Origin of the sequence: Aquabacterium humicola (genome assembly GCF_030167915.1) — a bacterium.
Classification (GTDB): domain Bacteria; phylum Pseudomonadota; class Gammaproteobacteria; order Burkholderiales; family Burkholderiaceae_C; genus Pseudaquabacterium; species Pseudaquabacterium humicola.
Genome location: NZ_JARGNB010000002.1, coordinates 292,875 through 309,188, shown reverse-complemented (window position 1 = coordinate 309,188; position 16,314 = coordinate 292,875). Strand labels below are relative to the sequence as shown.

The 16,314-nt window shown below is 70.1% G+C and carries 17 protein-coding genes; 8 read left to right on the top strand and 9 right to left on the bottom strand.

Annotated elements, in window-relative coordinates; translation table 11 throughout:
- Positions 1–13 precede the first annotated feature (13 nt).
- The 5 genes from pstB to P1K89_RS11670 form a co-directional block, all read right to left on the bottom strand.
- Complete coding sequence (pstB, locus tag P1K89_RS11690; protein WP_284616624.1) at positions 14–808, bottom strand: phosphate ABC transporter ATP-binding protein PstB; 795 nt, start codon at positions 806–808, stop codon at positions 14–16.
- Positions 809–924: 116 nt separating this feature from the next.
- The gene (gene pstA / locus P1K89_RS11685) at positions 925–1,869 is read right to left on the bottom strand and encodes a phosphate ABC transporter permease PstA (RefSeq protein ID WP_284616623.1); all 945 of its coding nucleotides are present in this window, start codon (positions 1,867–1,869) and stop codon (positions 925–927) included.
- Between the two features lie 9 nt (positions 1,870–1,878).
- On the bottom strand, positions 1,879–2,865 hold the full coding sequence (gene pstC, locus P1K89_RS11680) for a phosphate ABC transporter permease subunit PstC (RefSeq protein WP_284616622.1): 987 nt from the start codon (positions 2,863–2,865) through the stop codon (positions 1,879–1,881).
- 36 nt (positions 2,866–2,901) lie between these two features.
- The gene (locus tag P1K89_RS11675; protein WP_284616621.1) at positions 2,902–3,909 is read right to left on the bottom strand and encodes a PstS family phosphate ABC transporter substrate-binding protein; all 1,008 of its coding nucleotides are present in this window, start codon (positions 3,907–3,909) and stop codon (positions 2,902–2,904) included.
- A gap of 130 nt (positions 3,910–4,039) precedes the next feature.
- Positions 4,040–5,101, bottom strand: coding sequence for an RNA methyltransferase (locus tag P1K89_RS11670; RefSeq protein ID WP_284616620.1), 1,062 nt, complete (start codon positions 5,099–5,101; stop codon positions 4,040–4,042).
- 84 nt (positions 5,102–5,185) lie between these two features.
- On the opposite strand from P1K89_RS11670, the gene P1K89_RS11665 reads away from it, so the two are divergent.
- The 4 genes from P1K89_RS11665 (at position 5,186) to P1K89_RS11650 (ending at position 9,057) form a co-directional block, all read left to right on the top strand.
- Positions 5,186–5,536: a hypothetical protein gene (locus P1K89_RS11665; RefSeq protein WP_284616619.1), complete on the top strand. Its 351-nt coding sequence runs from the start codon at positions 5,186–5,188 to the stop codon at positions 5,534–5,536.
- Positions 5,537–5,635: 99 nt separating this feature from the next.
- Positions 5,636–6,400, top strand: coding sequence for a sulfite exporter TauE/SafE family protein (locus P1K89_RS11660; RefSeq protein ID WP_439897975.1), 765 nt, complete (start codon positions 5,636–5,638; stop codon positions 6,398–6,400).
- Between the two features lie 32 nt (positions 6,401–6,432).
- On the top strand, positions 6,433–7,305 hold the full coding sequence (locus tag P1K89_RS11655) for a pirin family protein (RefSeq protein ID WP_284616617.1): 873 nt from the start codon (positions 6,433–6,435) through the stop codon (positions 7,303–7,305).
- A 198-nt stretch (positions 7,306–7,503) separates the two neighbouring features.
- Complete coding sequence (locus P1K89_RS11650) at positions 7,504–9,057, top strand: methyl-accepting chemotaxis protein (protein WP_284616616.1); 1,554 nt, start codon at positions 7,504–7,506, stop codon at positions 9,055–9,057.
- An 82-nt stretch (positions 9,058–9,139) separates the two neighbouring features.
- Here the strand turns inward: P1K89_RS11650 and P1K89_RS11645 are convergent, their stop codons facing one another.
- Positions 9,140–9,445, bottom strand: coding sequence for a hypothetical protein (locus P1K89_RS11645; RefSeq protein WP_284616615.1), 306 nt, complete (start codon positions 9,443–9,445; stop codon positions 9,140–9,142).
- 142 nt (positions 9,446–9,587) lie between these two features.
- Positions 9,588–10,121 carry a hemerythrin domain-containing protein gene (locus P1K89_RS11640; protein ID WP_284616614.1) on the bottom strand — a complete coding sequence of 178 codons (534 nt, stop codon included), beginning with the start codon at positions 10,119–10,121 and terminating at the stop codon, positions 9,588–9,590.
- A 134-nt stretch (positions 10,122–10,255) separates the two neighbouring features.
- Between P1K89_RS11640 and P1K89_RS11635 the strand changes: the two genes are divergently transcribed.
- Both P1K89_RS11635 and P1K89_RS11630 read left to right on the top strand, forming a co-directional pair.
- A complete protein-coding gene (locus tag P1K89_RS11635) occupies positions 10,256–11,116 on the top strand; it encodes a helix-turn-helix domain-containing protein (protein ID WP_284616613.1) in 861 nt (286 codons plus the stop codon).
- Positions 11,117–11,163: 47 nt separating this feature from the next.
- Complete coding sequence (locus P1K89_RS11630; protein WP_350081037.1) at positions 11,164–11,529, top strand: VOC family protein; 366 nt, start codon at positions 11,164–11,166, stop codon at positions 11,527–11,529.
- 15 nt (positions 11,530–11,544) lie between these two features.
- Here P1K89_RS11630 and P1K89_RS11625 read toward each other — a convergent pair whose 3' ends face one another.
- Positions 11,545–12,516 carry a tripartite tricarboxylate transporter substrate binding protein gene (locus tag P1K89_RS11625; protein ID WP_439897974.1) on the bottom strand — a complete coding sequence of 324 codons (972 nt, stop codon included), beginning with the start codon at positions 12,514–12,516 and terminating at the stop codon, positions 11,545–11,547.
- 138 nt (positions 12,517–12,654) lie between these two features.
- Positions 12,655–13,092 carry a VOC family protein gene (locus tag P1K89_RS11620; protein ID WP_284616612.1) on the bottom strand — a complete coding sequence of 146 codons (438 nt, stop codon included), beginning with the start codon at positions 13,090–13,092 and terminating at the stop codon, positions 12,655–12,657.
- Between the two features lie 69 nt (positions 13,093–13,161).
- On the opposite strand from P1K89_RS11620, the gene metG reads away from it, so the two are divergent.
- Complete coding sequence (metG, locus tag P1K89_RS11615; RefSeq protein WP_284616611.1) at positions 13,162–15,243, top strand: methionine--tRNA ligase; 2,082 nt, start codon at positions 13,162–13,164, stop codon at positions 15,241–15,243.
- 74 nt (positions 15,244–15,317) lie between these two features.
- Positions 15,318–16,274: a hypothetical protein gene (locus P1K89_RS11610; protein ID WP_284616610.1), complete on the top strand. Its 957-nt coding sequence runs from the start codon at positions 15,318–15,320 to the stop codon at positions 16,272–16,274.
- Positions 16,275–16,314 lie beyond the last annotated feature (40 nt).

Here is a 16,314-nt window from a genome sequence, read left to right as displayed (position 1 = left end):
GTCTCCTGCCGGGTCAGCCGAAGCGGCCGGTGATGTAGTCCTCGGTTTCCTTGCGCTTGGGCTTCATGAAGATCTCGCGCGTCTCGCCGAACTCGATCAGCTCGCCCAGGTACATGTAGGCGGTGTAGTCCGAGACGCGCGCGGCCTGCTGCATGTTGTGGGTGACGATCAGCACCGTGACCTTCTGCTTGATCTCGCCGATCAACTCCTCGATCGAGCCGGTGGCGATGGGGTCCAGCGCCGACGTGGGCTCGTCGAACAGGATGATTTCAGGATCGGTCGCCAAGGCCCGCGCGATGCACAGCCGCTGCTGCTGGCCGCCGGACATCGCCACCGCCAGGTCGTCGAGCCGGTCCTTCGCCTCGTTCCACAGCGCGGCGCCCTTCAGAGCCGCCTCGACCTTGTCGTCGATGTAGCTGCGCGACCGCTCGCCGCGCACGCGCAGCCCGTAGGCCACGTTCTCGTAGATCGACTTCGGGAACGGATTCGGCTTCTGGAAGACCATCGAGATGCGCATGCGCACCTCGATCGGGTCGACATGCCGGTCGAGCACGTCGACCTGGTCCGGATGCAGGTGGATCTGGCCGTCGTACCTGTGGCCCGGGTAGAGGTCGTGCATGCGGTTGAAGCAGCGCAGGTAGGTCGACTTGCCGCAGCCCGAGGGCCCGATCAGCGCGGTGACCTTGTGTTCGAACACCGGCATCGAGATGCCCTTGAGCGCCTTGAACTCGCCGTAGTAGAAGTCCAGGTTCTTCGATTCGGCCTTCAGCGCGGGCGGCTTGCTCGGCAGGGTGATGGTGGAAGGCATCGGTCAGTCCAATAGACGGGTTTGGCCAAGCGGACGCCGCGGATCCGGCTCTGCCGGTCCGCTGGGGTCGCCCCCTCGAGGGGGAAGCGCCGAAGGCGCTCCGGGGGTGGGCTGGGTCACCACTTGATGTTCTTGCGGAGGCGGTAGCGCAGCCAGATGGCAAGCGCGTTCATCCCGAGCGTCATGAAGACGAGCACGAAGCTCGCCGCGGCGGCGTTCTGGTGGAAGGCCGGATCGGGCCGCGAGGTCCAGTTGAAGATCTGGATCGGCATCACGGTGAACGGCGAGAACAGCCAGTCGAAGAGGCCCGCCGGCGGTTCGCCCTGGAAGGGCACCGGCGGCAGGAAGGCGATGAAGGTCAGCGCGCCGATGGTGATGATGGGCGCGGTCTCGCCGATGGCGCGCGACAGGCCGATGATCACGCCGGTCAGGATGCCCGGCGTGCCGTAGGGCAGCAGGTGGTGGCTGATGACCTGCCACTGCGACGCGCCGCAGGCATAGGCCGCCTCGCGCACATGCTGCGGGATCGAGCGCAGCGCTTCGCGCGTCGTCGTGATGACGATCGGCAGGATCAGCAGCGCCAGGGTCAGCCCCGCGGTCAGGATGCTCTGGCCGAGGCCGAAGGTGTAGACGAAGAGACCGAGCGCCAGCAGCCCGTAGATGATCGAGGGCACGCCGGCGAGGTTCGTGATGTTGATCTCGATGACGTCGGTGAACCAGTTCTTGCGCGCGTATTCCTCGAGGTACACCGCGCCGGCGATGCCCAGCGGCACCGCGACCAGCGCGGTCACCGCCATCACCAGCGCCGAACCCACCCAGGCCGACAGGATGCCGGCCTGCGACGCGCGCCGCGACGGGAACTCGGTGAAGAAGTCGGCCGTCAGGCGCGGGATGCCGGCGACCGCCATGTCGACGAACAGCGCCGCCAGCGTCAGGATGCCGACCGACAGCGCGAGCAGCCCGACCAGCCCGAACAGGATGTCCCAGCGCTTGTGGCGGCGGATCAGCGCGCGCAGCTCGATCGTCTGCTGTTCACGCGTCTTTGAAGTGTTATCAGCCATGGCCGGTCCTCAATACGCTTCGCGGAAGCGGCGCCGCAGCCAATGGCCGCCGAGGTTGAAGCACAGCGTCAGCAGCATCAGCGACAGGCCGGCGGCGAAGATCGTCTGGTAGCCGATGCTGCCGTGCGGCAGGTCGCCCAGCGCCACCTGGACGATGTACGAGGTGATCGTCGCCGCGGGCTCGAGCGGGTTGAAGCTCAGGTTCGGCTGCATGCCGGCCGCGACCGCCAGGATCATCGTCTCGCCGACGGCGCGCGAGATGCCGAGGATGTAGGCCGACGCGATGCCCGACATCGCCGCCGGCACCACCACCTTCACAGCCGTCTGATAGCGCGTCGCGCCCATCGCGTAGGAGCCTTCCCGCAGGCTCATCGGCACCGCGCGCATCGCGTCCTCGGACAGCGACGAGACGTACGGGATGATCATGATGCCCATGACAATGCCCGCCGACAGCACGTTGAATCCAGGTAGATCGGGGTAGATCTTCTGGATCAGCGGCGTGACGAACAGCAGCGCGAAGTAGCCGTAGATGATGGTCGGCACGCCCGACAGCATCTCGAGGAGGGGCTTGAGCGTCTCCCGCGTCCTGTGGCCGGCGAACTCCGACAGGTAGATCGCGATCGCGGTGCCGAGCGGAATGGCGATCGACAGCGCGACGGCCGAGCTGGTCAGCGTGCCCGACATCAGCACGACGATGCCGAAGTGCGCGTCGGAGAACAGCGGCGTCCACTGCCGGTCGGTCAGGAAGGTCCACAGCGGCACGTGGCTGAAGAAGACCAGCGATTCCTTGACCAGGATGTAGACGATGCCCAGCGTCGTGAACACCGAGACGCAGGCCGCCGCCAGCAGCACCGCTTCGATCAGCCGCTCGCGGCGGTGGCGGCGCGCCTTCGCCCGCGCGTATTCGGCGAGCTTGGCGGCGCCGGTGGCACCGGTCGAGGCGGTGGCCGGCGGCAGCATGGCGCCGGCCTCGCCGGAGGTGGAGCTCAGGGCCATGCGCTGCCGTCCTTTGCCTCTCAGAAGGTCATGTGATCAGAGCTTGGCTTCGCGCGCGAGCAGCGCGTCGATCGTCACGCCGACTTCGGCTTCGCCGCCGAAGACCGTGCCCTTCTTGCCCTTGGCCAGGTGCTCGAGGTTGATCGTATAGGCCTTGGCCGGCAGCGGCACGTACTTCACTTCCTTCGCGATGCGCGGCGTTTCCTTCAGGTAGTACTCGACGAACTCGCGCACCTCGGGCTTGGCCAGCGCCTTCGCGCTGACGTAGATGAAGATCGGGCGCGACAGCGGCTGGTAGCTGCCGTCGAGCACGGTCTTCTCGCTCGGCAGCACGGCGGCCTTGCCGCCCTTGTCGGCCACGGCCACGGCCTTCAGGCGGGCCTGGTTCTCGGCGTAGTAGGCGTAGCCGAAGTAGCCGATGGCGTTGACGTCCTGCGAGACGCCCTGCACCAGCACGTTGTCGTCCTCGCTGGCGGTGTAGTCGCCGCGGCTGGCCTTGCTCTTGCCGTTGATGGCCTCGGTGAAGTAGTCGAAGGTGCCCGAGTCGGAACCGGCGCCGAACAGCTTGATCGGCGCATCCGGCCAGGCCGGGTTGACCTGGTTCCAGCGCGTGATCTTGCCCTGCGCGGCCGGCTCCCACACCTTCTTCAGCTCCTCGACGGTCATCTGCTTGAGGAAGCTGTTCTTCGGGTTGGTGACGACGGTCAGCGCGTCGAAGGCGACCGGCAGCTCGAAGTACTCGATGCCGGCGGCCTTGCAGTCGTCCATCTCCTTCTTCAGGATCGGGCGCGAGGCGTTCGAGATGTCGGTCTCGCCGCGGCAGAACTTCTTGAAGCCGCCGCCCGTGCCGGAGATGCCGACCGTGACCTTGATGGCGTTCTTCTTCGCCTTCTGGAAGTCCTCGGCGATGCCTTCGGTGATCGGGAAGACGGTGGACGAGCCGTCGATCTTGACGACCTGCGCGTTGGCGGCGGCTTGCGGCAGCGCCCAGGCCAGCGCGGTCAGCGAGAGGACGGCGGCGGCGGACTTGATTCGGGTGTTCATCGGCTCAGCTCCTTGCGAGGACATTGCCGCGCACTGTAGGCAGCGCTGATGAAGCTTTCGTGACAGTTCGAACGGGCGACCATGACAGCCGGGCCGTGAAACGGGTCATGCCGGCATTGTCACGGCGCTGTCATGACGTCGTCATCGAATCGCCAAGCTTCCGGACCACCCGCACGGGCCGCTCGGCCGTGCTGCCATCGAGCGTGCGTGCCCGCAGCTGGCCGCAGCCGCCATCGACGTCCTGCCCGGCCGATTGCCGCAACTTGGTCAGCACGCCGCGGCGGTGCAGGCGGCGGGCGATCTCGGCGGCGCGCTCCCACGAGGGGCGGCGGAAGTCCAGCCCGTCGACCTGGTTGTACGGAATCATGTTCAGCACGCCGTACTTGCCGGCGAGCAGGCGCACGATGCCGTCGAGCTCGTCGTCGCCGTCGTTGACGCCGTCGATCAGCGTCCACTGGTATTGGATCGGATAACCGGTGGTGCGGGCATACCGTTCGCCGGCCTCGACCAGCTCGGCCGGGTCGAAACGCGGCGCGCGCGGCAGCAACTGCGCCCGCAGGTCGGCTTTCGTCGTGTGCAGCGACAGCGCCAGCGCCGGCTTGACCGTGCCCTGCGGCAGCTGCTCGAAGACGCGCGGATCGCCGACGGTCGAGAACACCAGCTGCTTGTGGCCGATGCCGCCCTCGTGGCCGAGCAGCTCGATCGCTTCCAGCACGTTGTCGAGGTTGTGCGCCGGCTCGCCCATGCCCATGAAGACGACCTTGTGCACGCGGCGGCGGCGCCGTGCGAGCACCACCTGCGCGACGATCTCGGCCGAACCGAGCTGGCGGATCAGGCCGCTGCGGCCGGTCATGCAGAACAGGCAGCCGACCGCGCAGCCCAGCTGCGTCGATACGCACAGCCCGTCGCGCGGCAGCAGCACGCTTTCCACCGTCTGCCCGTCGGCCAGCGTGACCAGCAGCCGCGCCGAGCCGTCCTCGGCCGGGTGCTCGCTCTGCACGCGGGCCAGCGCGTCGAGCTCGGCCTGCAGCGCCGGCAGGCCTTCGCGCAGCGCCTGCGGCAGGAAGTCCTCGGGGCGGCGCTTGCCGCTGTCCTGCGGCAGCGCGTTGCTCCACAGGCGCAGCACGCGGCGCTCATGGGCGGGTTTCGCGCCGAGGGCGCGCAATGATTGGCGGAGCTCGTCGATGCGCACGGGGCCACTCGGAACACGGTCTTGCAGAGCCGCAAGTGTAGGCAAGCCGCTACCATCGGCTGCTCCATCCCTTTCGCGCGCACCGTGTTCGAAATCCTGCTCGCCGCCCTGGTGCTGATCGCCTGCCTGGTGCTGCTGGTGCGGCTGATGCTGCCGCCGGCGCGCCGTGCGCAGCTCGACGCCTTCGGCCGGCGGCGCTGGGCGGGCCTGCGCGCGGGCAGCCTCTCGGCCTGGCAGGGCTTGAGCTCGCTGCGGCACCGCAGCTCGCCGAAGGCGCGCCAGGATGCCGCGCGCACCGCCGAGGAAGTGATCCGCCGCGCCCGCGAGGGCCGGCGCCCGCCCGGCAAGGGCAATGGCGCCGCCAAGCCCGACGGCGAATGGGACGGCAACGTCTACCGCCCGAAGTCCTTCAAGCCGCCGCGCAAGCCGCACTGAACTGAGTGGACCCCCACGTCGCTTCGCTCCTGCCCCCCGAGGGGGCGTCAGCCGCCTTGGGGCGGCCCGGCGGCGGCTGAACCCTCGGGCGCGGCGCGCATGGAGTTGGGAACCTTGGCTCTGATCGTTGCCGGCGCCGCGGTGGCCGGCTTCGTGCAGGGGCTGTCCGGCTTCGGCTTCGCGATGGTCGCGATGAGCTTCTGGGCCTGGGGCCTGGCGCCGAAGACGGCCGCGGTGCTGGCGGTGTTCGGCGGGCTGTCGGGCCAGGTCTTCGCGGCACTCACCGTGCGCCGCGGCTTCGACTGGAAACTGCTGTTGCCCTTTCTCGTCGGCGGGTTGCTCGGCATCCCGCTCGGGCTGTGGCTGCTGCCGCGCTTCGAGCCGGCGGTGTTCCGCGCCTTCGTCGGCGCGCTGCTGGTGATCTGGTGCCCGGCGATGCTGCTGGCGGGCCGGCTGCCGCGCATCCGCTTTCGCCATCCGGCGCTGCAGCGCGGGGCCGACGGGCTGGCCGGTGTCGCCGGCGGCATGATGGGACCGCTGGGCGGCTTCACCGGCGCACTGCCGACGCTGTGGTGCACGCTGCGCAGCCTGCCCAAGGAACAGCAGCGCGCGGTGATCCAGAACTTCAACCTCGCGACGCTGGCCGTCACGTTCGCCAGCTACCTCGCCGCCGGGGCGGTCGACCGCGCGATGTGGCCGCAGCTGGCCGCCGTGCTGCCGGCCCTGCTGCTGCCGGCGTGGCTCGGCACGCGGGTCTACGTCGGCATCAGCGATGCCACGTTCCGCACCATCGTGCTGGGGCTGCTGACGGCGTCGGGCCTCGCGTTGCTCGCCGCGGCGCTGCCGCGGCTGCTGGGAACATGAACCAGACCGCGCAGGCCTGGAAGGGACTCGCCATGACGCTGACGTTGAAGCCTCGCATCCAGGACCTCGCCGGCGGCCTGCAGGTGCGCCGGCTGCTGCCCGCGGCGGCGCAGCGTTCGGTCGGCCCCTTCGTATTCTTCGACCACTTCGGCCCGGTCGAGCTGCCGGCCGAGGTGGACAGCGACGTCGGCCCGCATCCGCACATCGGCCTGGCGACGGTGACCTACCTGTTCGAGGGCCGCATGCTGCACCGGGACAGCCTGGGCACGGTGCAGGAGATCGCGCCCGGCGCCGTGAACTGGATGACCGCCGGCCGCGGCATCGTGCATTCGGAACGCACGCCGGCGGACCAGCGCGGCCAGGCGCGGCGACTGCACGGGCTGCAGCTGTGGGTGGCGCTGCCCGAGGCCGACGAGCAGTGCGCGCCGTCGTTCCAGCACGTTGCCGCGCGCGACATCCCCGAGACCACGCCGCAGCCGGGCGTGCGGGTGCGCGTGCTGGTCGGCGAGGCCTTCCGCCTGCGCTCGCCCGTTCGCGCCGCGTCGCCGACGCTGTACCTCGACCTCGCGCTGGACGCCGGCACCCACGTGTTGCTGCCGCCGCTGGCCGAGCAGCGCGCGCTCTACCTGCCGACGGCCGGCGCGCGTCTGGACGGGCAGCCGCTGGCGGCCGAGCAGATGCATGTGCTCGAAGCCGGCCACGAGGCCCGGCTGGAAACCGACGTGCCGCTGCGTGGCGTGCTGATCGGCGGCGCCGCGCTGCCCAGGCCGCCGGCGATGTGGTGGAACTTCGTCGCCAGCGAGCGCGCGCTGATCGAGGCGGCCGCCGAACGCTGGGCGGCCGGCGGCTTCGACGACGTGCCGGGCGAGCACGATCGCATCGCGATGCCACCCTTTCGTCGCTGAACGCCGCGGAAATCGGCAATAAACACTCCGAAACCGCCGTCACGCGAACTGGCGGGTGAAGCCGCCGCTGCTGTCGGGTTTGTCCTGAGTCAAGCCGCTCTAGAGTTCCCCTCACGGCTATCCGGCAGTTCCTTCCGGCAGTTCCACCCTCCCGCAGTACCCGCGTCGTTCACGGCGCGCCCTCTTGTAGATTCACTCATGAAGACTTTCTCGAACCTGCGCATCGGCGCACGGCTCGCGCTCGTGCTCGGCGGCGTGCTGCTGATGACCATCGCGGTCGCCTTGTCCGGCCTCTGGGGCCTGAACACCTTGTACGGCACCAGCGAGCGCGTGCTGACGAGCGACGTCGCGCTGGCGCAGCATGCCTCGGAGATCCAGAACCTCGTGCTGCAGTCGCGGCGCTTCGAGAAGGACGCGCTGATCAACCTGACCGAGATGGACAAGCTCGAGGGTTACCTGAAGAAGTGGGCCGACGTGCGGCGCAAGCTCGACGCCACGATCACCAAGGCGCGCACGCTGGCGGTGGCGGCCGACGACACCAAGGCCCTCGACGAGATGGCCCAGGGCCTGAAGTCGTACGCCGCCGGCTTCGAGGCCACGGCCGCGCAGATGAAGGCCGGCCAGCTGACGACGCCGCAGATGGCCAATGCCGAGCTCGGCAAGGTCAAGCCGTTCACCCACGCGATGGAAACCGCCAGCGACGCGATGGCCACCCGCGCGATGGACCGCGCCAGCCATGCGATGGAGGCGATCGGCGCCGTGCGCATGCAGGCCAACGCGCTGCAGATCGGCCTGGCCGCGGCCGGCCTGCTGTTCGCCACGCTGTGCTGCTGGGCCGTGACGCGCTCGATCACCCGCCCGATCCAGGCGGCCGTGTCGATCTCCGAGCGCGTTGCCTCCGGCGACCTGCGCGCGCAGATCGAGGTCGACCGCCACGACGAGACCGGCCAGCTGCTCGCCGCGCTCAAGCGCATGAACGACAGCCTGCAGCAGATCGTCGGCCAGGTGCGCCAGTCGTCCGACTCGATCGCCACCGGCGCGTCGCAGATCGCCACGGGCAATGCCGACCTGAGCCAGCGCACCGAGGAGCAGGCCTCCAGCCTGCAGCAGACCGCGGCGGCGATGGAGCAGATCACCGCGACCGTGCGCACCAACGTCGACACCGCCCGCGAGGCCAGTCTGCTGGCCGGCCAGGCCTGCAACGCGGCCGCCGAGGGCGGCAGCGTCGTCGGCAGCGTGATCGCGACGATGGCCGAGATCAGCGACAGCTCGAAGAAGATCGCCGACATCATCGGCGTGATCGACGGCATCGCCTTCCAGACCAACATCCTCGCGCTGAACGCCGCGGTCGAAGCGGCACGCGCCGGCGAGCACGGCCGCGGCTTCGCGGTGGTAGCCGCCGAAGTGCGCGGCCTCGCGCAACGCAGCGCCCAGGCCGCGCGCGAGATCAAGGGCCTGATCGGCGCCAGCGTCGACAAGGTCGAGGCCGGCACGCGCCTGGTCGGAGACGCCGGCCGCTCGATGGAAGGCATCGTCGAGCAGGTGCAGCGCGTCAGCGCGCTGATCACGGAGATCAGCGGCGCCAGCGTCGAGCAGAGCGGCGGCATCGGCCAGGTCGGCACCGCCGTCCAGCAGCTCGACCAGATGACGCAGCAGAACGCCGCGCTCGTCGAGGAGAGCGCGGCCGCGGCCGAGAGCCTGAACCAGCAGGCCCGCAAGCTGACGCACGCGGTGGCGGTGTTCCAGGTCTGACGCCACGCGCGGCGCGCGAGCGCCGCGACCCCACGAAAAAAGCGGCCCGCGGGCCGCTTTTGTCATGCAGGGAACCAGTCGATCAGCCGGTCAGCATGCCGTCGAGGTGCATGGAGGCCAGCAGGCCTGCCCCCAGCGCGACCACCCAGGCCTGGATCGGCGCCGGCTCGGTGCGGCGGTGCTGCGCATGCCAGTGCACCAGGAACAAGGTGACCGACATCGTCGCGGCGATCAAGAAGACCAGCGAGACGACCAGGCCGGCCGTCGAGCCATGGTGGCGGGCGGCCAGGCCCATCACGACGCGGCCGAACACGAGGCCGGCGGCCACCGAGGCCAGCAGGCTGCCGGTGGGGGAGAAGGCGAGGGCCTTGGCGCGGGGCTTGGTCATGGGCGTGGGTCGAGCGTCGTAGGCGGATTCGGGGAGGACTGAACTCATTGTCGGCCGCGGGTCAGCGGACCGAAGCGATAAAAATGGGTCGTCCGTCACCGTATTTGCGCGCGTGCAGGCCGATCGCGGCCTCCCGTCGCCTTCAGCCGCCGCAACCGCCGCCGCCGCAATGACGGATCGCGGCCTCCGGCAGCGGCTGCCGGCAGGTGCCCGTCTCGGGATCGAAGCCGAGCGCGACCATCTGCTGCGCCAGGCCCGCATCCATCATGCTGGCGTGCTGCGGGAACCAGGTGCCCAGTTCGTCGACCAGGATCGCCATCGCCTCGCCGCGGCCCTCGTCGCGCGCCAGCCGCAACGCCTCGTGCATCACCTGCAGCACCAGCGCGTGCTGGCGGCTGTGGCAGTTCTCGGGCGCGAAGCCGGTGGCCTGCATCCAGCGGTCCTCCTGCGCGAAGTGCTCGACGGTGTGCGCGAGCAGGCGCTCGAAGGCGGCCACCGCCGCCGTGGCCACCGCCGCCGTGGCATCCGCCGGCAGGGTGTCCGCCGGCGCGTCCGCCACCGGCGGCGGCCCCAGGCGGGTCCGCACGTCCGCCAGCAGCGCGACGAACTCCTCGTGCGTGCGGTCCATCTGCGGTTGCTGCAGGCGCAGCGTCTCGGTCCAGGTCAGGGCAGGCATGGGTGCAGGCTGATCGATCGGAACCCGGCAGGCTAGCGGGGAGCCCGCCGACGCGTCTTGCGCCGGGTCAAGGCCGCGTCAGGCCGCGGCCGCCGTAGCATCGCGCTCTGCCACCGACGCCCGGTCCGTCCGCGATGCACATCCACGCCCTTGCCCGCAACCGCGCGCTGCACGTGATCGACTACCGCTGCACGCACGGCCCGCTGGACCGGCCGTACGCCGAAGCGCACGAGACGGCCTCGGTTTCGTACGTGCGCGCCGGCAGCTTCGGCTGCCGTACGCGCGGGCGCACGCACGAACTGGTCGCGGGGTCGGTGCTGGTCGGCCATCCGGGCGACGAGTTCACCTGCACGCACGAACACCATGCCGGCGGCGACGAGTGCCTGGCCTTCCACCTCGCGCCGGAGTTCGTCAAGCAGCTCGGCGGCCGCGGCGAGGCCTGGCGCAGCGGCGCGCTGCCGCCGCTGCCCGAGCTGGTCGTGCTGGGCGAACTGGCGCAGGCCGCGGCCAGCGGGCGCAGCGACCTGGGTGTCGACGAGGTCGGGCTGATGTTCGCCGCCCGCTTCGCGCAGCTGGCAGGCGGCCGCGACCTCGTGGCCGATGCCGATGCGCCTAGCGCGCGCGACCGCCGCCGCGCTGTCGATGCGGCGCTGTGGATCGAGGCCCATGCCGCTGAGGACCTGGACCTCGACCGCATCGCCGCGCAGCAGGCGACCAGCCCCTTCCACTTCCTGCGCCTGTTCACGCGGGTGATCGGCGTCACGCCGCACCAGGCGCTGCTGCGGGCCCGCATTCGCCATGCGGCGCGGCGGCTGGCGGAGGCGCCGGAGCAGCCGGTGACGGACGTGGCCTATGCCGTCGGCTTCGCCGACCTGTCGAACTTCACGCGCAGCTTCAAGCGTGCGGCCGGGCTGTCACCCGGGGCCTTCCGCGACAGGGTGCGGAAGAAGGGCGCGGAGGGCCCGAAGCGCAAGATTTTCCAAGCCGGCCCCTGACGCGGCCGGCAGCATGGGCCGGCTTCAACCACTTTGGATGCCACACCATGTCCATGTTCGACCACGTCGGATTGCGTGTCCACGACCTCGCGGCGAGCTGCCGCTTCTACGAAGCGGTGCTCGCGCCGCTGGGCTTCGTCGCCGGGCCGCGCGGCGACGACTACGCCGGCTTCGGGCCACCGGGTGCGCCGTCGCTGTGGCTGCACCTGCATGACTTTCCGCGGCTGACCGGCTGCCACGTCGCGTTCAGCGCGAAGACGCCCGAGGCGGTGCAGGCCTTCCATGCCGCCGGGCTGCGCGAGGGTGGCCGCGACAACGGCGCGCCCGGGCCGCGCCCCGCGTACTCCGAAAGTTATTACGCGGCCTTCCTGATCGACCCCGACGGCAACAACGTCGAGGCCGTGCGGGCCTGAGGCGACGGCGCCGCGCTACTTCGCACCGAGGCCGAGGCGCTCGATGAGCGCCTTGTCCTTCGCGTAGACCTCGCGCGCCCAGGCCGCGTAGTCCTCGCCGCTGCGGTACCAGACCTCCTGGTTCAGCTGGCCCAGCACCTCCATGTGCTTCGGGTCGTCGAGCGCCTTCTTGAAGGCGTCGTGCAGCGCCTTCGTCACCGCCGGGTCCATGCCCTTCGGGCCGACGAGGCCGTAGGGCGACGAGGAGACCACGCCGTAGCCGAGCTCCTTGGCCGTCGGCACCTCCGGCCAGCGCTTGGTGCGCTGCTCACCGAAGGTGACCAGCAGCCGCATCTGGCCGCCGTCGACGAACTTGTCCCAGCCCGTGGCATCGCTCTGCGCCTGCACGTGGCCGCCGAGCAGCGCTTGCTGCAGGTCGGCATTGCCCCTGAACGGCACGTGCGTCAGCTGCACCTTGGCGTTCGCCGCGATCTCCTCCATCAGCAGGTGCGGCGAGGTGCCGACGCCGGTGGAGCCGTAGTCGACCTTGTTCGGCGCCTTGCGCGCGGCCTCGATGTAGTCGTTGAAGGTCTTGTACGGCGAATCGGCCTTCACCGTGAAGCCGAAGGTGTAGCCCGACACGCCGATGATGAAGCTGAAGTCGTTCAGCGGGTGCCAGGGCACCTTCTGCATGTGCGGGATGCGCAGCATGCCCATCGGGAACTGCGCGATCGTGTAGCCGTCGGGCTTGGCGGTGAGCGCCATCGTCGACGGGCCCAGCGTGCCGCCGGCGCCGGGCTTGTTCTCGATGACGATCTGCTGGCCGATGTGCTTCGACGCGATCTCGGCCAGCGTGCGCAGGTGGCGGTCGGTCGAGCCGCCGGGCGGCCAGGGCACGATCATCGTGATCGGCTTCGCCGTCGGCCAGGCCTGGGCCAGCGCGCTGCCCGCCGGCGCCAGTGCCGCCACCAAGGCGGCCGCGGCCACCAGCATGCGTCTGCTCGTCATCGCTTGTCTCCTGAGGGTCACCGGAATCACCGCGCCGGGCCCGCGCCGAAGCACGCTCGGGACGGCAGCACCACGCGTGCGGGCGATGCTAGGCGCACGGGACCATCGTCCCGCGTCGCGCCCGGGACAGGAACCGGGTTAGTCCGGAGCCTTGCCGCCGGGCCATGGGTCGCCCTTCAGCTCGATGCCGTTGCCCTCGGGGTCTCGCAGGTACATCGACGGCCCCTCGCCCTCGGCGCCGTTGCGCGAGCCGACCTCGCCCACCGCGACGCCGCAGCGGCCGAGCCAGTCGCGCAGCCGGGCCTCGTCGTAGACATCGATGCGCAGGCAGAAGTGGTCGAGGTTGCGGCCTTCGCGGCCCGGCGCGGCGCCGCCGGCGCGGCCGAGCTGGCCGGTCACCGGCACCAGGTCGATCAAGGCGCTGCCGGCACGCAGCTGCACGAGGCCGATCTTCTCCTGGCGCTTCTCGACCGTGCAGCCGAGCACGTCGCAGTAGAAACGCTCCATGGCGTCGAGGTCCACCACGCGCAGCACGAGGTGGTCGAGATGCTGCAACTGGAACGGGGGCTGTGTCATGCCGACGATCTTAGGTGCGCGTGCAGGGCGGCCGCCTAAAATCGCCCCTCGTCTCCCCGGGATGCCCCCATGACCCGCAAGCTCTTCGTCACCACGGCCCTGCCCTACGCCAACGCAGCCTTCCACATCGGCCACATGATGGAGTACATCCAGGCCGACACCTGGGTGCGGGCGCAGCGCATGCGCGGTGCCGAGGTCAACTTCGTCTGCGCCGACGACGCGCACGGCGCGCCGATCATGATCGCCGCCGAGAAGGCGGGCAAGACGCCGCAGCAGTTCGTCGCCGACATCGCTGCCGGCCGGCCGCAGTACCTGCAGGGCTTCCACATCGCCTTCGACAACTGGCACTCGACCGACGGGCCGGAGAACCACCGCCTGGCGCGCGAGATCTACCTCGGCCTGCGCAAGAACGAGCTGATCGACGTGCGCCCGATCGAGCAGTTCTTCGACCCGGTCAAGGGCATGTTCCTGCCCGACCGCTACATCAAGGGCGAGTGCCCGAAGTGCGGCGCGAAGGACCAGTACGGCGATTCCTGCGAGAACTGCGGCGCCGTGTATGCGCCCACCGACCTGAAGAACCCGTTCTCGGCGCTGTCCGGCGCGACGCCGGTACGCAAGTCGAGCGAGCACTACTTCTTCCGCCTGTCCGACCCGCGCTGCATCGCCTTCCTCGAGCAGTGGACGCAGGACGGCAAGCTGCAGCCCGAGGTCGGCAACAAGATCCGCGAATGGTTCACGAAGACCGAGGACGCCAACGGCGTCGTCTCGGGCGGCCTGGGCGACTGGGACATCAGCCGCGATGCGCCCTACTTCGGCATCGAGATCCCCGACGCGCCGGGCAAGTACTTCTACGTCTGGCTCGATGCGCCGGTGGGCTACCTGGCCTCGCTGGCCAACCTGTTCAACAAGCGCGGGCAGGACATGGAGGCCTACCTCGCCGATCCGGCCGTCGAGCAGGTGCACTTCATCGGCAAGGACATCGTCTACTTCCACACCCTCTTCTGGCCGGCGATGCTGCACTTCAGCGGCCGCAAGGTGCCGAACTGGGTCTTCGTGCACGGCTTCATCACCGTCAGCGGCGAGAAGATGAGCAAGAGCCGCGGCACCGGCATCAGCCCGCTGCGCTACCTCGAGCTCGGGCTCGACGCCGAATGGCTGCGCTACTACATCGCCGCCAAGCTCAATGCGCGCGTCGAGGACATCGACTTCAACCCCGACGACTTCGTCGCCCGCGTCAATTCGGACCTGATCGGCAAGTACATCAACATCGCCAGCCGCGCCGCCGGCTTCCTGACCAAGCGCTTCGGCGGCCGGCTGTCGGCCGACCTGGGCGTCGAGGGCCGCGCGCTGCTCGACGGCCTGCGCGCGCACCGCGCGACGGTGGAGCAGCTCTACGAGGAACGCGAATTCGGCAAGGCGGTGCGCGAGATCATGATGCTGGCCGACCGCGTCAACGAGTACGTCGACCAGCACAAGCCGTGGGAGCTGGCCAAGCAGCCCGAGCAGGCCGCTGCGCTGCACGACGTCTGCTCGGTGTGCATCGAGGCCTTCCGCGTGCTGACGATCTACCTGAAGCCGATCCTGCCGGCGCTGGCAGCGAAGGTCGAGGGGTTCCTGAAGGTTCCGGCGATGCAGTTCAGCGACGCGTCGCGTTCGCTCGGCAGCCATGTGATCGGCGAGTACAAGCACCTGATGCAGCGGGTCGACGCGGCCCGGCTCGAGGCGCTGTTCGAGCCGCCCGCCGGCACGCCGGACGCGGCCGCACCGGCCGCCGAGGCGGCCCAGCTGCCCGGTGGCGAAGCGCTGGCGCCGGAGATCGGCATCGAGGACTTCGCGAAGGTCGACCTGCGGATCGCGAAGATCGTCGACGCCAGCGCCGTCGAGGGCAGCTCGAAGCTGCTGAAGCTGACGCTGGACGTCGGCGAACCCGAGCTGCGCCAGGTGTTCTCGGGCATCAAGAGCGCCTATTCGCCGCAGGACCTCGTCGGCAAGTACACGGTGGTGGTGGCGAACCTCGCGCCGCGCAAGATGAAGTTCGGGCTCAGCCAGGGCATGGTGCTCGCCGCCAGCCACGCCGACGAGAAGGCGCAGCCCGGCATCTTCATCCTCGAGCCCCACGCCGGCGCGACACCCGGCATGCGGGTGCGTTGAGCGCGGGGCCACCCCGGGGCCTCCTCGCGGGCCCGCATGCGGGCCGTTTGGTGCGGCCCTTCGTGCGCGCCCTCATGCGCCCTCTCGCCGCCGGCCTGCTGCTCGCCGCAGCCACGGGCGCCGCCGCGGCGCCCTTCTTCTTCGTCGCGCTCGGCGACATGCCTTACGGCGCCGAGGCGATGACCGGCCCGGCCTACCGGCGCCTGATCGAGCAGATCAATGCCGAGCAGCCGCCGTTCGCCGTCCATGTCGGCGACTTCAAGGAGGGCTACACGCCCTGCACCGACGAGGTGTACCAGCGCCAGTTCGATCACTTCCAGCGCTTCGACGGTGCGCTGGTCTTCACCCCGGGCGACAACGACTGGAGCGACTGCGGGCGCACCGGCGCCGACCCGATCGAGCGCCTGTTCGCGCTGCGCGACCGCTTCTTCGCGCAAGCCTGGTCGCTGGGGCGACGCCCGATCGCCGTCGAGCGCCAGGCGGACGTGATGCCGGCGTTCGAGCGCATGCGCGAGAACCTGCGCTGGTGGCACGAGGGCGTGCTGTTCGCGACCTTCCACACCGTCGGCCCGGACAACAACGCGGCGCATGCGATGCCGGCCCTGCGCAGCGACGCCGGCGAGCGCGATGCGGCCAACGCCGCCTGGCTGCGCGCGACCTTCGCGCTGGCGCAGCAGCGCGGTGCGCAGGCGATCGTGCTGGCCACGCAGGCCGACGTGCTGCACGGCGCCGATGCACGCCGCCCGGCGCGCGTGCGCCGCGGCTTCGAGGCCACCATCACCCGCACGCTGCTGCCGCTGGCCGAAGACGCCGGCCGCCCGGTGCTGCTGGTGCATGGCGACAGCCACCGCTACCTGACCGACCAGCCCTTCGTGAACCGCCGCGGCGCGCCGATCGCGAACCTGTGGCGGCTGCAGGTCTTCGGCGAATCGCGCATGCACGCGGTGAAGGTGCAGGTGAATGCGCAGGCCGACCCGCCGTTCGCCTTCACGCCGATCTGGAATCCGATGTCGCCCGACCCGCGCCGCTGAAGCGAGAACGACGCCTCTCGTTCGTCCTGCCGTCCGGAAC

Coding starts and splice junctions, on each gene's coding strand:
- pstB (WP_284616624.1), bottom strand. CDS start 808: ATGCCTTCCACCATCACCCTGCCGAGCAAGCCGCCCGCGCTGAAGGCC.
- pstA (WP_284616623.1), bottom strand. CDS start 1,869: ATGGCTGATAACACTTCAAAGACGCGTGAACAGCAGACGATCGAGCTG.
- pstC (WP_284616622.1), bottom strand. CDS start 2,865: ATGGCCCTGAGCTCCACCTCCGGCGAGGCCGGCGCCATGCTGCCGCCG.
- P1K89_RS11675 (WP_284616621.1), bottom strand. CDS start 3,909: ATGAACACCCGAATCAAGTCCGCCGCCGCCGTCCTCTCGCTGACCGCG.
- P1K89_RS11660 (WP_439897975.1), top strand. CDS start 5,636: ATGGAGTTGGGAACCTTGGCTCTGATCGTTGCCGGCGCCGCGGTGGCC.
- P1K89_RS11655 (WP_284616617.1), top strand. CDS start 6,433: ATGACGCTGACGTTGAAGCCTCGCATCCAGGACCTCGCCGGCGGCCTG.
- P1K89_RS11650 (WP_284616616.1), top strand. CDS start 7,504: ATGAAGACTTTCTCGAACCTGCGCATCGGCGCACGGCTCGCGCTCGTG.
- P1K89_RS11645 (WP_284616615.1), bottom strand. CDS start 9,445: ATGACCAAGCCCCGCGCCAAGGCCCTCGCCTTCTCCCCCACCGGCAGC.
- P1K89_RS11640 (WP_284616614.1), bottom strand. CDS start 10,121: ATGCCTGCCCTGACCTGGACCGAGACGCTGCGCCTGCAGCAACCGCAG.
- P1K89_RS11635 (WP_284616613.1), top strand. CDS start 10,256: ATGCACATCCACGCCCTTGCCCGCAACCGCGCGCTGCACGTGATCGAC.
- P1K89_RS11630 (WP_350081037.1), top strand. CDS start 11,164: ATGTCCATGTTCGACCACGTCGGATTGCGTGTCCACGACCTCGCGGCG.
- P1K89_RS11625 (WP_439897974.1), bottom strand. CDS start 12,516: ATGACGAGCAGACGCATGCTGGTGGCCGCGGCCGCCTTGGTGGCGGCA.
- P1K89_RS11620 (WP_284616612.1), bottom strand. CDS start 13,092: ATGACACAGCCCCCGTTCCAGTTGCAGCATCTCGACCACCTCGTGCTG.
- metG (WP_284616611.1), top strand. CDS start 13,162: ATGACCCGCAAGCTCTTCGTCACCACGGCCCTGCCCTACGCCAACGCA.
- P1K89_RS11610 (WP_284616610.1), top strand. CDS start 15,318: ATGCGCCCTCTCGCCGCCGGCCTGCTGCTCGCCGCAGCCACGGGCGCC.